The sequence below is a fragment of the Alteromonas sp. G4i35 genome (assembly GCF_054960375.1).
In genome coordinates this window covers 125,791-140,453 of sequence record NZ_JBHNZD010000001.1, presented here as the reverse complement: position 1 = coordinate 140,453, position 14,663 = coordinate 125,791, and the positions used below count along the sequence as shown (strand labels likewise).

Genomic DNA, 14,663 nt, shown 5'->3' with positions numbered 1-14,663 from the left:
AAGCTCCCTTAGCGGTTTAACACATTAACCGGAGATTGGTCGCGCACCCGAAGTGTGCCTTCGGTAATGACTTCGTCGCCTTCGTTTAGCCCACTCACAATTTGTACTAGCCCAGGACGACGCTCTCCAATCACCACTTCGGTTTGCTGTGCAACGTTATCGTTAACCACATACACGTATTGTTTGTCTTGTACAGGTACCAGTGCCTTTTCCGGAAGCACTAAGGTGTTAAGCACGCGCTTTTCTACCACCACAGTAAGCAGCATACCGGGGCGCAGGCGATTGTCTTTATTGTCAATTGTGGCACGCACACGAATAGAGCGGCTAATTGGGTCAAGGCGCGTATCAATGTTGGTAATTTTCCCTGTGAATTCTTCTCCAGGGTAAGCCACCGATGATGCACTTAATGTCTGCCCTTTCGCCACGCTTGCAAGGTGATTTTCAGCAATACTGAAGTCAACTTTGATTAGGCTAATGTCATCTAAGGTAGTAATAGTGTCACCAGGCTGAACCAGCGAGCCAATACTGATTTCACGGTTGCCTAACAACCCGCTAAATGGCGCGCGAATCTGTAAGTCATTAAGCTGTGCCAGGGCAATATCTAGCTGTGCCTGCAAGGCTTTTACCCGTGCTTGCTGTTCGTCCAGCAGTTGTTCAGAAGTAGCGTTAGACTGGCGTAAGTCTGCTATGCGCGTAAACTGGCGTTTAGCCTCATCGATATTCGCCTTGAGTTCTTCTACTCTGGCACGTTCTTCTGTGTTATTTAACTGAACGAGTAGTTCACCCTCTATGACTTTATCGCCGTCTTCAAAATTAATCGCTTTCACAGCATCTGTAACCTGTGCGGTAATGTTTACCGACTCATTGGCGATAGCCATACCAAGCGACTCAATCGTAATGGGGAATACCTGTGATGATACTATGGCGGTTTTTACCGGCGTTGCTCTTACACTGCTGTTACTCGCGCTCTCTTCCTGCGGCATATTGAGATATACGACAACGCCCGCGAGTAACACTACGCCAAGCAACAAAGGCGATAAAGATAATCGTGAAGACATAACCTTTCCTATAGGTAAAAAAGTATCCCATTGCGCATTATCAACTTGTAAAAAGGATACCCAAGCACACAAAATCCGCTTACGATTCTTCGCAAGCTCCGCTATACGTTAAGTTTGTGTACCGCGTTATTATTTTTATACCAATCCGCACAGATCATTGCCCTCTCAGAAGGCAAGTTTAAAATGTCCGTACTCTTTGTTGTGTCACCTTGATGTGGAGCCACTACACCTGCGGTAACACGCCGCGATTACGAACATTTTAACTCTCGCTGAGTGGGTAATGATCTACGCGGACTGGTATTAGTTGTGTTATTTTTATTTTTGCGTAGAGTCTGTCTCTTAATATTGATTATTTTTACAACAATCACAAACAGCTTCTTGAGTATTTTACCCAAATCGATGGTCATCTTATTTCGCTTATCAGCTATATTCGCTGTTTTAACGCTTTTTGCATGTTCACAGTCTTCACCCAGCGCGCCAATGTGTCGTGTATCCGATGCGCTTTTAGCTCAAAAGGTCGGGTCTGATGTAGAAGGTAAAATCACTCCCATTGCAGCCGCCTGCCTTATAAAAGCGAACGATAAGGTGTTATTAGTTAAACACCGACTTTCTGGAAAGTTAGACTTCCCGGGAGGAGGCTTGCAGGAAAATGAAACGGTCGCGTGTACTGCGCATAGAGAAACATGGGAAGAAACAGGGTTTAATGTTGAAGTTACGCAGTATTTATCCACCACGCCCAATGGTTTGGTTATATTTGGCTGTGATCTAGATGCTGGCGTTGAGACCCTGCCAGACACTTTTGATGCGCCCCCATGGGCAAAACTGGAAGTCATAAAACTTGTAAAAGTTGACCCATTTAAGCTCGACCACGAATCGATGCGTTTCGCTGACGATCTTATTCCCTTGCGCGATGGCTTTACCCAATTCGTTATAAAGCAGCCCTGACAAAGCATTGTTCATTGTTGCGGGTATTGGTAAATTGTCCCCAATAAAAAAACAGGAGAAGTGGCTTGTTTTCACTGCCAACCTTAAGTCTTAAAGGCAAAGTATCTGAACAAGAATGGCAAACACGTGTCGATTTAGCTGCGTGCTACCGCTTGGTCGCAGACATGCGATGGGGCGATCTTATTTACACGCATATTTCTGCCAAAGTACCAGGCACTGAACATTATCTGGTTAACGCCTTTGGCCTGACATTTGACGAGGTTACCGCCTCTAATCTGGTAAAAGTCGATTTAGAGGGAAACATCCTTGATGACACGCCTTACGGCATAAACCCCGCCGGCTTTACCATTCACAGTGCTATCCACGAAGTGCGCCACGATGCCCAATGCGTGATTCACCTGCATACCCTAGCCACCATTTCAGTCGCGTCTGTTAAAGGCGGGCTGAAGCCGTGGAGCCAGTATTCGATGTTTTCATTACCGTCACTTTCATATCACAGCTACGAAGGTCTAGCCGTTGATGATAGTGAAAAGAAACGCTTACAAGATGACCTTGGCGACACGAACCACATGCTTTTACCTAACCATGGGGGCCTAACTCTTGGCCCAACCGTTGGCGACGCCTTTATGCGCTTTTACGATTTGCAGCGCGCGTGCGAAATTCAGCTTGCCCTAATGCAGTCTAACGAAGAGGTTATCGAAATACCGCAGAGTATTATTGACGGCATATACGCGCAAGCAAGCGTTGTTCACAGCGGCGAAACAGGTGGCCAGAAAGCTTGGCCAGCCATGCTGCGTAAAGCCTACAATCTGGACCCAGGCTTCTGCGAATAATTTAGCTTAGCCAGCTAAACGCCAACTTATTTCAAACAGGAATTGTTTAAACATTATGAAAGTCACCAAAGTAGAAATTTTCGATATCGAATGCCCTAAGCGCCCTCAGTGGAACCCTGTTTTCGTGCGCGTTTACACCGATGAAGGCATTACTGGAGTAGGTGAAGCAGGGCTTGCTTATGACTGGGGCCATAGCGCTGCAGCTCACATGATTAAAGAAATCGCCGAAGCCATGCTAATTGGCTTTAACCCTTTCCACACGGAACTGCTCTGGTCGAGAATGCTGCGCGAAGGTTTCTGGGGATTAGGCGGCGGCCCTGTAATTTATGCAGCGATGAGCGCCATTGATACTGCACTTTGGGATATTAAAGGCAAAGCACTTGGTTTGCCTGTGTACGAATTACTTGGCGGCAAGACCAATGGCAAGCTTCGTAGCTACGCTAGTCAGCTACAGTTTGACTGGGACAAAGAAGTAACCAAGCTTAACGACCCCGCTGACTATGCTCGCGCCACTGAAAAAGCACTTAAAGATGGTTACGATGCGGTTAAAGTTGACCCTATCGTTTACGATAAAGACGGTAACACGCACTTCGACAGAACCAAGCTCTTCACTAAGCCAGAGCTTAAACTGTTCAAAGCCCGCCTTCAGGCAATTAGAGACACCATGGGCGAAGACGGCGACATAATCTTTGAATGTCACAGCTTATTAGGTGCATCAACGGCTATTCAATTGGGCGACATCGTTGAGGAAATCGGCTGCTTGTATTATGAAGAGCCTGTTAACTACCTTAACTCGAAGCTTCATGACAAAGTGGCGAAAAACGTCAACGTGCCTATTGCGGGTGGTGAGCGCTTGTACCACCGCTGGGATGTGCGCCCTTACCTTGAAGACCAATCAATTGATGTACTTCAGCCTGACGTTGGCCTTTGTGGTGGTTTCACCGAAGCGAAAAAAGTGTGTGACTATGCCGACATTTACGATGTACGTATTCAGGCTCACGTTTGCGGTGGCCCTGTTGCAACAGCGGCAAGCCTACATTTAGAAACGGCCATTCCAAACTTCTTAATTCACGAGCACCACACTTACGCCATTAAAGACTGGAACCGTGAACTTTGTATCCAAGACCCTCAGCCGGTAAACGGCTTTATTGAAGCACCTGACACACCGGGGATTGGTATCGATTTAAATGATGAGGTGGTTTACCGCTCTCCACACATGACGGTCACTGCACTAAAATAATGTAGAAGCTTAAGGGGTTTATTGAAAAACAATAAACCCCTTAAGCTAAACCCGTTTTATGCGATGCCGTACCATTGCTTCGCATTACCATACAGCAGCGCCGCTTTTTGTTCTTCAGAAAGCGGCGTTATCATATTGCTGAACCCTTGCCACAGTGCTGCATAAGGCATTCGCCACTGACACAGTGGGTAATTGCTGGCAAACATAATGCGATCTGCGCCAATTGATTCCGTCAAGGCTTCGAAAATATAAGACGCTCGCTGCCACTGCCAACAGCGGTCTTGCATTTCTAATCCCGAAAACTTAAACGTAACTTGCTTAGTTTCATTCAAATCGCAGATATTCTGTCGCCATGTTTTAAACGCAAAACTATTTACCTCAATCGGCGCTATAGCGGCATGGTTGATAGCTACGTTTAACGTAGGCGTTTGTTCTAATACCGTTAGCAGCGCACGTACGGCATTGCTATCTGCAAGATTTAACTGCGCCTCAAAAGATAAGCCTTGCGACGCCATATGATGTAGCCCCCATTTAACCTTAGGGGTACGTAAAAGTGCTTCAGCCTCGTCATCTAATATATGACGAAGCCCCCGTACTGAACGGTAATTATTGAGCTTGTCGATATGACTGCCAACATGATTTCCGGTTAAGTCGATACACCCAATTGAACGAAATGGCAGCGTACAATGGCGCTCCAAGAAAGCAATTTCCCGCCATGGTCTTTCGTTATCGAAACCCGCTTCAACGTGAACAAACCCACCTAACCGGCCTAATGAAGCGCGGTAGAGCATGTGCTCTGTAGTATGTTTTGCAATCACCTTTTTGTCTGGCCAAAAAGGCGCATTGGCTGGTTTTAGCCAATCGTAACGCCCTTCACTTAAGGCAAAGAAATGAATATGAGAGTCTATCCAAGCACCTGAATATTTTTTCATTTTTACTTGTCGAACCTTGACTTATGTACCAGCGAATAGCGCAATTATGGCTGCCTTTCCATTGCGTCCTCTATTGCGCTTATCTATTAAGACCCATCTATTGCGCTGTATAGCCCCCATCAACCGCATACAAGCTGCCCGTGATGAACGACGCTTTGCTGCTGCACAAGAAATAAGTCAGTTCAGCTACGTCTTCTGGCTGACCAAGGCGTCCGATAGGTTGTGCAGCGGCTTCTTCGGCAACCACTTCACTTTTATCTGCCCCAGAGCGAGCAACGTAGTTATCAATCGCATTATGAAATAACGGCGTTTCTATGGTACCGGGGCAAACTGCATTAACGCGGATATTATAGGGCGCGTAATCAAGCGCGGTAGTTTTCGCCATAGACGCCAACGCACCTTTGCTGACACCATAGGCAAACGAATTGCGCTTACCGATAAATGACTGATCTGAGCCCATTACCACAATGGCACCACTACCCTGCTCTTTCATGATTGGAAGGCAAGATTTTATTGCGCCATACGCTCCTTTTACGTTCAGGTTTAGAACCTTATCAAGCAGCGCCTCATCGGTATCTTCAATAGTCGCTGAAACGTGTATGCCCGCGTTACACACTAAAGCATCTATTCTTTGATATGAGGCTACAACCTCATTAAGCGCAGCCTCAATATTTTTTACCACACTCACATCGCAAGGCTTCCAGACGGCATTATCAATGGCTTCTTCAAAGTCTCTGATATCAAGATTAACCACTTGGTAGCCGTTTTGACTGAACAGCTTGCAAACCGCAAAACCAATGCCCAAGCTTCCGCCCGTTACAATGCAAACTGGACGCTGCGCTTTGTCACTTGTGACCCCGTCGTTATTATTTAAGCTATCTGAATTCATGTTGTTAGGTACCGCGCTATAAAAGCGTTAGTTTATGCGTTAACTCATTTAGGGCTAAGCATGCCAGTGAGAATTTGAATTGCAAGGAACTTGCTTCACACTCACACGCTTTTTAGCTAATAGCCCACTCACCTTTCCCAGCCAGTTACAGTGAATACATCACCCAAATTTATTATTAACTTTCCTTTAACGGACTATTCGGACTACGCTTTTTGTGACTATAATAGGCAAAATTAAAACACTTGTTTGAAAAAGGAGTCATCCATGCCTCTGTACCACGCCCCTACAACTGATTTTCAGTTTTTATTAAAAGACTGGCTTGGACTTGATGCTCACTACGAAAAGCTCGGTATCAGCGACTTTGATAGCGAACTGGCTAATGAAATTATTGCACAGGGCGCAAAGTTTGCTCTGGACGTGGTTGCACCACTTAACCGTGAAGGTGATGAAGAAGGCTGTACGCTAAAAGACGGCAAAATTACCACGCCTAAAGGCTTTGCTGATGCCTATCAGGAGTACGTGGCAAACGGCTGGAATGCGATGTTAGGTACTGCCGAGTACGACGGGCAAGACTTGCCGTATACCATGGCTGTGCCTGTTCACGAAATGCTAAACGCGGCAAACTTAAGCTGGCGTTTAACCACCATGCTTACAGAAAGCGCGACACTTGCGGTTACTAAGCACGCCAGTAAAGAATTAAAAGATATCTATCTTGCCAAGCTAATTAGTGGTGAGTGGACAGGTACTATGAACCTGACCGAACCTCATGCGGGAACCGATTTGAGCTTACTTAGCACCAAAGCAGAGCCACAAGGTGACGGTAGTTACAAAGTAACAGGTAACAAGATATTTATTACCGCTGGTGATCAGGACTGGAGCTCGAACGTTATTCACCTTGTGCTAGCTCGCTTGCCAGATGCACCTAAAGGCGTGAAGGGAATAAGCTTATTCTTAGTGCCTAAGTTCCTTCCAGATGCCAACAATGAGCCTGGTGAGGCAAACAGTCTGTCAGTGGGAAGCATCGAACACAAAATGGGGATCAAAGCGAGCCCGACTTGTGTGATGAATTTTGATGGCGCAACGGGTTACCTCGTAGGTGAAGAAAATCAAGGCCTAGCATGTATGTTCACCATGATGAACGATGCACGCTTCCAAGTAGGCCTGCAAGGTTTAGGAGCGGCAGAAGCCTCTTACCAAGGCGCGCTGACCTATGCTCGTGAACGCGTTCAGTCTCGCGCACCTCAGGGTATTCAAAACCCTGAAGGCAAAGCAGACCCAATTGTATTTCAACCTGACGTAGCGCGTATGTTACTTACGCAAAAATCATTGATTGAAGGCTGCCGTGCACTCTCGCTTTTCTACGCCAAATTTATGGATGTAGAGAAGCTAGGTGAAGGTCAAGAAAAAGAAGATGCCGACAAGGTACTTCAGTTTTTAACCCCAATCTGCAAAGCCTTTATGACTGATATGGGCCTTGAAACCACCAGCTTAGGCGTGCAAGTGTTTGGCGGTCACGGCTTTATTCGCGAATGGGGTATGGAACAGCTAATGCGCGATGTGCGTATTGCCATGCTGTACGAAGGCACCAACGGCATTCAGGCGCTGGACCTTATTGGCCGAAAGCTTACCCGTGATGGCGGACAAATGATGGAAGCTACGTACAATGCGTTTAACGCCTTAGTTAGCGACATTCAAGATGGTGAAGCTAAAGGCCTGGCGCAGGGTATTCTTGATGACTGGCGTGCCTCTTCAGCTGACTGTCTAGGTATGGATGCAACCACTGCTGCGGCAGCTGCCTGTGATTATTTGGCGTACAGCGCCTATTCACTGATTGGGGTACTGTGGTATAGCATGGCTGACAAAGCCCAAACTTCAGGTAACGCAGTACTTGCAGCGTCTAAGATGAAGACACGCGACTTTTACATCGAACGTATCCTAGTGCGTCGCGATGCACACAAAGCAGCTTACAAAGCTGGCCCTGAAAGCACCCTTGCTATATCAGGCAACGAGTTCGATTACTTGTAAGTAATTCATCGTCACAGCCCACAGCAGTGGGGCTAAAACAAAAAAGGTCACTACACGTGACCTTTTTTATTAGTATTTCATGAACAATGGCATTAATTGTTCACCGCTACCTGCGCCGAAAACGTATCAGCAAACCAATCGTTCAACATCGCCTTTTCATAAGTCAGCGACTCAGTTCTGTTGCGGCGAATTGTCGAATCCATAAAGTCCATATCTTTAAGTTTTACATCTTCGCCACTTAAAATGACTTGTCCATCAGCGTTGGTCAAAGAGTAACTAAACGTCATTCGAGGAATATCGATGCGCTTGATAATGCGGACATCACTTCCACCACCTGATCCGAACCCGACAAACTGACTAGGCCATACCTGCCCTGCCAAATCCACATTAGTTACGGTCATTGAAAGCACTTGTGATTCAGGTAAATCACTGGCTAACTCGACAATGTGCTGTTCCAGATCTTCTAATGTACGTTCGCGAAAGCGTTTGCGAGACTCATTAGTTGGCTTAACATCGCTATACGTTTCAGGTTCTTCCCAAGTAATCTTTACCTCTGCCGCGTGGGTGGGAGCGAAAACAGCAAGAAGTCCTACCGCAGTGGCACAACCTAAACAAGAAAAAGTACGTAATTTATTCACTTTTATGCTCCTAAATACAGCCGTTTTAACAGTGGATTTTGCGAGACATTGGAACGCTATTGCGTATGGCAAATACCGACCGTTTAGCTTTAACCTAATCAGATAGAATCGGTTAGTCTCGCCTTGCTATTTGCATAACTGGCGACTGCTTAATGATTAGGCATAGTTGAGCGCGTTTAGTTCCCGTAAAGTTCGGGTTTATATCGTCCTTTTCACAATAGGTGTGATAAAAACGTTTAACGCTTGCACTGTCAGCGGTGATTTGCTGAACATACGCCTGCTGGTAAGGCTTTAAAGGGCTTAATTGAATATTAATTGTGTCTTGTAAACTACTCAGTTCTTCTCGTTCGGGCAAGGTTGCAATTGAAACTAGCCATTCCGACACAGAGTTTTGGATATCTTCAAAGAGATACTGAACAAAGGGAGATCGCAACACAATTACCAGAACAATAATTTCAGCAGCGATGATAAAAAACCTTAACATGACTTCTCAGCTAACTTCGACAGACGTTTACAACAGATAGCGCCAAGTGTTTAAGCGCTTTTACCGCACGTGCTCAACTACCGTTGCCAATCTACATTTTCACAATGCTCACTGTACACGATTTAAACGGCAATTGACCACATTATTATCGATGATAGTAGTGTGATTTCAGTTTATCTGTAAATACAGCAAACTATACTCATGTATAGTAGATAAAGCTTAATCACCGTTGTTGAACGTCGAATAGTAAGTGTCCGTCATACTAATCCTCGTTATTCATGTATCTGTATTTAACTATTTACAGACTTGCTTAAAATAAAGGGGAAAAAGCAAAAAACAATTAATGTTCTGAAGTTTCAGTATTGACTGAAACTTTAAAAAGATACACCATACGCCGCATTATTGATCTACATTAAATATGACGTTTTGAACGCAGTTATACTGCACAGGCAGTTTGAAATGTCACATAAGGTTAAGCTATGAATGAACAAATACCGGTTAAGACCGTTACGCCGGTAAAAGTACATAAACCCAAAGGCAGTCCTGAGGGTAAGCGCTACGACTCTCGTAGCCGTATTTATGTGAGAGCTGTGCAAGGTCCTCTAGAGACGTTCAGGCGAATGTTTGGCCTTTTCTTTTTGGGCCTCTTTGCCATCATTCCATGGATTCAGTACAACGGCCATCAGGCGGTGTTACTCGATATTGGTGAACAGCGATTCACCATTTTCTCACTGACATTGTGGCCTCAAGATCTTACGCTGCTGGCTTACATATTTATTGTATCTGCCTTTGCTTTGTTCTTTGTCACCACTTTCGCAGGTCGTGTGTGGTGTGGCTTTATGTGCCCTCAAACAACGTGGGTATACATTTATACGTGGTTCGAAGAGAAATTCGAAGGCCCCAGAAATAAACGTATAGCGCTAGACGCACGTAAAATGGATGCAGATAAATTCCTGCGAAAGACCGCTAAACACACTGCGTGGGTATTGGTAGCACTGCTCACCGCTTTAACCTTTGTTGGTTACTTCACACCCATTGATGCCCTGTTTATTGATTTCGTGACATTCGACACCAGCTTCTGGGCAGGATTTTCTGTGATTTTCTTTGCCGTATGTACCTACGGAAACGCTGGCTACATGCGTGAAATCATGTGTACGCACATTTGTCCCTATGCTCGCTTTCAGTCTGCCATGTTCGACAAAGACACCTTTACTGTATCGTACGATGCAAAACGTGGTGAACAACGCGGCCCACGCCCGCGTAAACTCAGTCACGAACAAGTGCAGGAAAAGGGATTGGGCGACTGCATCGACTGTAATTTATGTGTTCAGGTATGCCCAACCGGAATTGACATTCGAAACGGCTTACAATACGAATGTATAAACTGCGGTGCCTGTGTTGATGCTTGTAACGGCGTTATGGATAAGATGGGTTACCCTAAAGGCCTGATAAGCTTTACTTCGGAAGAAGAACTTGCTGGCGGTAAGACTCACATTTTACGTCCAAAATTAATTGGTTACTTTGTGGTTTTAGTGGTCATGATTGGCTTACTGTTTGCCAATATTTGGATGCGCAGCCCCACTGAAGTAGACATTATTCGCGATAGAAACTCACTGTATCGTGAAACCAACGAAGGCCTAATTGAGAACGTTTATACGATAAAAGTGCTTAACAAAACACAGCAAGCACAAACCTACACAATTGCTGTAAAAGGTCTGCCTGACTACAAGTACATTGGTGAACAAACAGTGACGGTTGAAGGCGGTGCGGTATACAGCACACCAATTTCGGTTGCAACCGACGCCTATAATCTGGAAGATACGGTTACCGATATTTTTATCAGCGTAACGACCACTATTGATGGAGAAACGGTTACTGTTGATGAACCAACCAAGTTCCTTTATCGATGACAGATTTTTCTTTCTCTGGGCTTAGTCCAGACACCATATTAGATGCCCTGGAAAGCCAGGGCATTTTTCTTCAAAGCGGTCTACTTGCCTTGAATAGCTATGAAAACCGCGTTTACCAATTTTTGGCTGAAGACGGTCAACGCTATGTGGCAAAATTCTATCGTCCTGGGCGATGGACAGATGCTCAAATTCTTGAGGAACATGAATTTGCCGCCGAGCTAATTGAAAACGAAATCCCGTTGGCTGCCCCTATGGTCATAAACGGTAACACGCTGCACCATCACACCGTAGCTGAGACTGACTACCGATTTGCGTTGTTCCCGTCGGTCGGCGGCAGACAATTCGAAAATGACAACCTTGATCAACTTGAATGGATGGGACGCTTTATTGGCCGTATTCATCGCGTTGCATCAGCGAAAGGTTTTACGCACCGCCCTTCGATTGATATTGAAAGTTATCTCAACGAGCCAAAGCAAGTTCTTGCTCAAAGCACACTATTGCCAGAGCATTTAAAAACAGCTTTTTTCGCCATACTTAATCCTGTGATTGAAGCCACCCAAAAAGCTTACAAGCCAACATCGAGTATTCGACTTCACGGCGACTGCCACCCAGGCAATATACTATGGCGCGACGGTCCGACCTTCGTTGATCTTGATGATTGCCGCATGGGGCCCGCTATTCAAGATTTGTGGATGATGTTAAGCGGTGACCGTCAGCAACAGCTATTACAGCTCGATACTCTGGTTGAAGCTTACGAGGAGTTTCACTCGTTTGATACTGCACAACTGCCGCTTATTGAACCCCTTCGCGCAATGAGAATGGTGCACTATATGGCGTGGCTTTCCCGCCGTTGGGAAGACCCTGCTTTTCCACGTGCATTCCCCTGGTTTGCTGAAGACAAATACTGGGAAGGTCAAATTCTTGCCTTAAAAGAGCAACTGTCTGCACTTCAAGAGCCTCCACTGAAATTGGGCTATTGAGTCGACCTCTACACCTAAAACCTTACGCTTTTTCCACAATCGGCATCGATGACCGATTTCGATAACCATATAGTAACTACGAAAAAGCGTAAGGTATAAGAAACCGTATTCGCTATCACTTTTTAACTTCGATATAATCGATGGCGTGTAGGTGCTCTTGTCTAACGCCATATTAACTACGGTGACAAGGGTTAAACGGGAAATCAGTGAAAAGCTGATGCTGCCCCCGCAACGGTAAACTCAACGCATTGTCGTTTTCTTTTCATACGCCACTGTCTTTTATACGTTTATGCGCGCTCCTGCGTAACTAAACACCAATAGATGGGAAGGCAAAAGAGCCATTACATACTTGGTAGTGGTGAGTAAGCCCGGATACCGGCCTGTACTTCATGGTGTCGTTTGCTTACTCACATTCGAAAATAAGCAAAAAACGTACACTTTCCCTAATCATGTGCTCGGGTGGAGCGCATCAAAGACAACATAAAAACCATGCGTACACATTTTACTAAAGCAGCCCTAAGCGCTGCAGTTATCTCGTGCATAAGCACAGCTACCTTTGCCCAAAACTCTGACCAAGACATTGAAACTTTAACGGTAACAGGCACGCGTTTGCCTATTTCGTTAACTAAACTTCCTGGCTCAGTATCGGTGCTAACTGAAAGCGACATTAAAGCTTCGGGCGCACTTCAACTTACCGATTTAATTCGCGGCTTACCTGGCGTAAGCTTGTCTCAGTCAGGCAGCCCTGGTGGCTTAACAGAGCTGCGCGTGCGCGGCGGTGAAACAAACCACCTGCTTGTTTTAATTGATGGCGTTGTCGCCAACGATGTAGGTCAAGGAAGCCTTGTTGACCTTGCTCATCTAACTAGCGCCAACGTGGTGCGCATTGAACTTTTGCGTGGCCCGCAAAGCGCTAGATGGGGCAGTGGTGCTATCGGTGGTGTATTAAGCATTACCACCAAATCTGGTCAGTTTACCGATAATGCATCACACGTAGACTTCTCTGCAGGCGTTGGCACACAAGGTACGCTACAGGGCAGCATGAACGCGCGTTCGCAAAGCGATAACGTGGGTGTTTCAGCATACGCCAGCTACATTCGCACCGACGGCGACAACGTATCTCGTGTAGGTAACGAAGATGATGGCTACGACAACATGACCGCTGGCATTAATATTAATTATGCTGCAACGTCTGAACATACGTTAATTGCTAACCTTCGCACGGTTCAATACGAGAATGACTACGACGGCACTGACTTTGTTACGACAGGCCTCCCCGCTGATTCAAACAACGTGACGGATGGCTCACAACTTAGTGCTAAATTAAGATGGGAGTTTGCCCCAGAAAATACCGGTTATCGCGCTGCGCTAAGTGCGCATTATCGTAAAGACGAAAGCGACAACACAGAGTCTGGTGCAGATACAGGTGGCACTACCGGTGAACGTATAGAGTTAAACTGGACAGCTTTCTACACTATCGACAACTGGGATTTCGCTGGTGGTGTTGAATATCTCCAACGCCTTTTTAACCAACGTGGTCCAATTGCGTTTGGCGATCCGAACCAGAAACAGCACGACAACACTTATAGTGTATTTGCCGAAACAAACGGACAGTTAACCGAATCACTAACCGCAACACTAAGCGCACGATTCGACAATAACAGTGAGTTTGACAATGCCGTTAGTTATCGCGGCGGCCTTACTTGGCAGCTTAACGATTACTACGCAGTTTTTACCAGCTATGGCAAAGCCGTTAAAACACCCACCTTCACCGAGCGCTTTGGCTACTTCCCTGCAAGCTTCATCGGTAATCCAAACTTAGAGCCTGAAACCAGTGAAGAGTGGGAAGTAGGCGTTAAAGCAAACTGGAAGTCACTGTCAGCACAAATCAGTGCCTACACAACCGACCTTGAAGACGAAATCAATGGCTTTGTTTATGTGTCAGATTTGGGCGCGTATAGCGCAGACAATATTGATGGCGACAGCTCTCGAGAAGGTATTGATGTGGAGCTTAGCTGGGACAGTGGCTACGGCGATTTTACCGCAGCGTATAGTTATCTTGATGCGGAACAAACCGACAATGGTATAACCACCACTGAACTGCGTCGTGCCCGACACCAAGGGTCATTAACCTATAACACTGACTTTGGAACCCAGAAGTTCAGCTTCTATACCAAGCTAGCTTACACAGGAAGCCATTACGACACCTTCTTCTCTCCTTACCCTGAACCGTCTCAGACATTGGCGCTATCAGCCTATACGCTTGCAACCGTTAATTTGGGCTATCAGATAGATAAGCAGTGGCAGGTTTCGTTGAAAGTCGACAATGTGTTTGATACCGATTACGAAGACATCGTGGGTTATGCTGGTCAAGAGCGCCGAGCTCTGCTTCTTGTTAACTACAGCATGTAAGTGATGTAACATTAATGAACCTTCTGTTGAGCGTTGCTTAAAGGCAAAACTCAACGTGCAATCAACAAACAATGAAGGGCTATACATGGGTATAGCCCTTTTTGTTAGGCTTCTGTTAGGGTTTGTTGATTCAGATTCTGTTCATCATGCCGTATTTACAGTACTGCATTTACACGATGGGTTACCTTGCCATTGAATCGTGTTTTTTAGTGAGCTTATCGCGTAGTAAGGCATTGAAGTAGAACAGGTCCTAGTTAAGCGAACAAGCCTGTGATAATCTCATTATCGATAATAGTTTTTTGAACATAGGATTATAT

The 14,663-nt window shown here is 45.7% G+C and carries 12 protein-coding genes and 1 riboswitch; of the genes, 7 read left to right on the top strand and 5 right to left on the bottom strand.

What is annotated here, in order from left to right; all coding sequences use genetic code 11:
• Positions 1-8: 8 nt before the first annotated feature.
• Positions 9-1,058, bottom strand: a complete 1,050-nt coding sequence (locus tag ACFI6L_RS00600; protein ID WP_462573224.1) for an efflux RND transporter periplasmic adaptor subunit — start codon at positions 1,056-1,058, stop codon at positions 9-11.
• Positions 1,059-1,436: 378 nt separating this feature from the next.
• On the opposite strand from ACFI6L_RS00600, the gene ACFI6L_RS00595 reads away from it, so the two are divergent.
• The 3 genes from ACFI6L_RS00595 (at position 1,437) to ACFI6L_RS00585 (ending at position 4,076) form a co-directional block, all read left to right on the top strand.
• Positions 1,437-2,003 carry an NUDIX hydrolase gene (locus tag ACFI6L_RS00595; RefSeq protein WP_462573223.1) on the top strand — a complete coding sequence of 189 codons (567 nt, stop codon included), beginning with the start codon at positions 1,437-1,439 and terminating at the stop codon, positions 2,001-2,003.
• A 65-nt stretch (positions 2,004-2,068) separates the two neighbouring features.
• Entirely contained in the window at positions 2,069-2,836 is a 768-nt protein-coding gene (locus ACFI6L_RS00590; protein WP_462573222.1) for a class II aldolase/adducin family protein, read from the top strand.
• Positions 2,837-2,891: 55 nt separating this feature from the next.
• Entirely contained in the window at positions 2,892-4,076 is a 1,185-nt protein-coding gene (locus ACFI6L_RS00585) for a mandelate racemase/muconate lactonizing enzyme family protein (protein WP_014975676.1), read from the top strand.
• Between the two features lie 56 nt (positions 4,077-4,132).
• Here ACFI6L_RS00585 and ACFI6L_RS00580 read toward each other — a convergent pair whose 3' ends face one another.
• A complete protein-coding gene (locus ACFI6L_RS00580) occupies positions 4,133-5,008 on the bottom strand; it encodes an amidohydrolase family protein (protein ID WP_272968473.1) in 876 nt (291 codons plus the stop codon).
• Positions 5,009-5,105: 97 nt separating this feature from the next.
• Entirely contained in the window at positions 5,106-5,897 is a 792-nt protein-coding gene (locus ACFI6L_RS00575; protein ID WP_462573221.1) for an SDR family NAD(P)-dependent oxidoreductase, read from the bottom strand.
• A 264-nt stretch (positions 5,898-6,161) separates the two neighbouring features.
• Between ACFI6L_RS00575 and ACFI6L_RS00570 the strand changes: the two genes are divergently transcribed.
• Positions 6,162-7,922 carry an acyl-CoA dehydrogenase family protein gene (locus ACFI6L_RS00570; protein ID WP_462573220.1) on the top strand — a complete coding sequence of 587 codons (1,761 nt, stop codon included), beginning with the start codon at positions 6,162-6,164 and terminating at the stop codon, positions 7,920-7,922.
• A gap of 92 nt (positions 7,923-8,014) precedes the next feature.
• On the opposite strand, the gene ACFI6L_RS00565 is transcribed toward ACFI6L_RS00570, so the two are convergent.
• Both ACFI6L_RS00565 and ACFI6L_RS00560 read right to left on the bottom strand, forming a co-directional pair.
• Complete coding sequence (locus tag ACFI6L_RS00565) at positions 8,015-8,560, bottom strand: DUF3016 domain-containing protein (protein WP_014997299.1); 546 nt, start codon at positions 8,558-8,560, stop codon at positions 8,015-8,017.
• Between the two features lie 112 nt (positions 8,561-8,672).
• Positions 8,673-9,044 (bottom strand): hypothetical protein, encoded by a 372-nt coding sequence (locus ACFI6L_RS00560; protein WP_462573219.1) that lies wholly within the window; start codon positions 9,042-9,044, stop codon positions 8,673-8,675.
• A gap of 479 nt (positions 9,045-9,523) precedes the next feature.
• Here ACFI6L_RS00560 and ccoG point away from each other — a divergent pair, with 479 nt between their 5' ends.
• From ccoG to ACFI6L_RS00545, 3 genes are all read left to right on the top strand, one after another.
• The gene (gene ccoG / locus ACFI6L_RS00555) at positions 9,524-10,954 is read left to right on the top strand and encodes a cytochrome c oxidase accessory protein CcoG (RefSeq protein WP_014997297.1); all 1,431 of its coding nucleotides are present in this window, start codon (positions 9,524-9,526) and stop codon (positions 10,952-10,954) included.
• Positions 10,951-11,934, top strand: coding sequence for a serine/threonine protein kinase (locus ACFI6L_RS00550; protein WP_168479419.1), 984 nt, complete (start codon positions 10,951-10,953; stop codon positions 11,932-11,934). The genes ccoG and ACFI6L_RS00550 overlap by 4 nt, the downstream gene beginning before the upstream one ends.
• Positions 11,935-12,066: 132 nt before the next feature.
• Positions 12,067-12,332: riboswitch (cobalamin riboswitch) on the top strand.
• 91 nt (positions 12,333-12,423) lie between these two features.
• Positions 12,424-14,346 (top strand): TonB-dependent receptor plug domain-containing protein, encoded by a 1,923-nt coding sequence (locus tag ACFI6L_RS00545; protein ID WP_462573218.1) that lies wholly within the window; start codon positions 12,424-12,426, stop codon positions 14,344-14,346.
• The last annotated feature ends 317 nt before the right edge of the window (positions 14,347-14,663 follow it).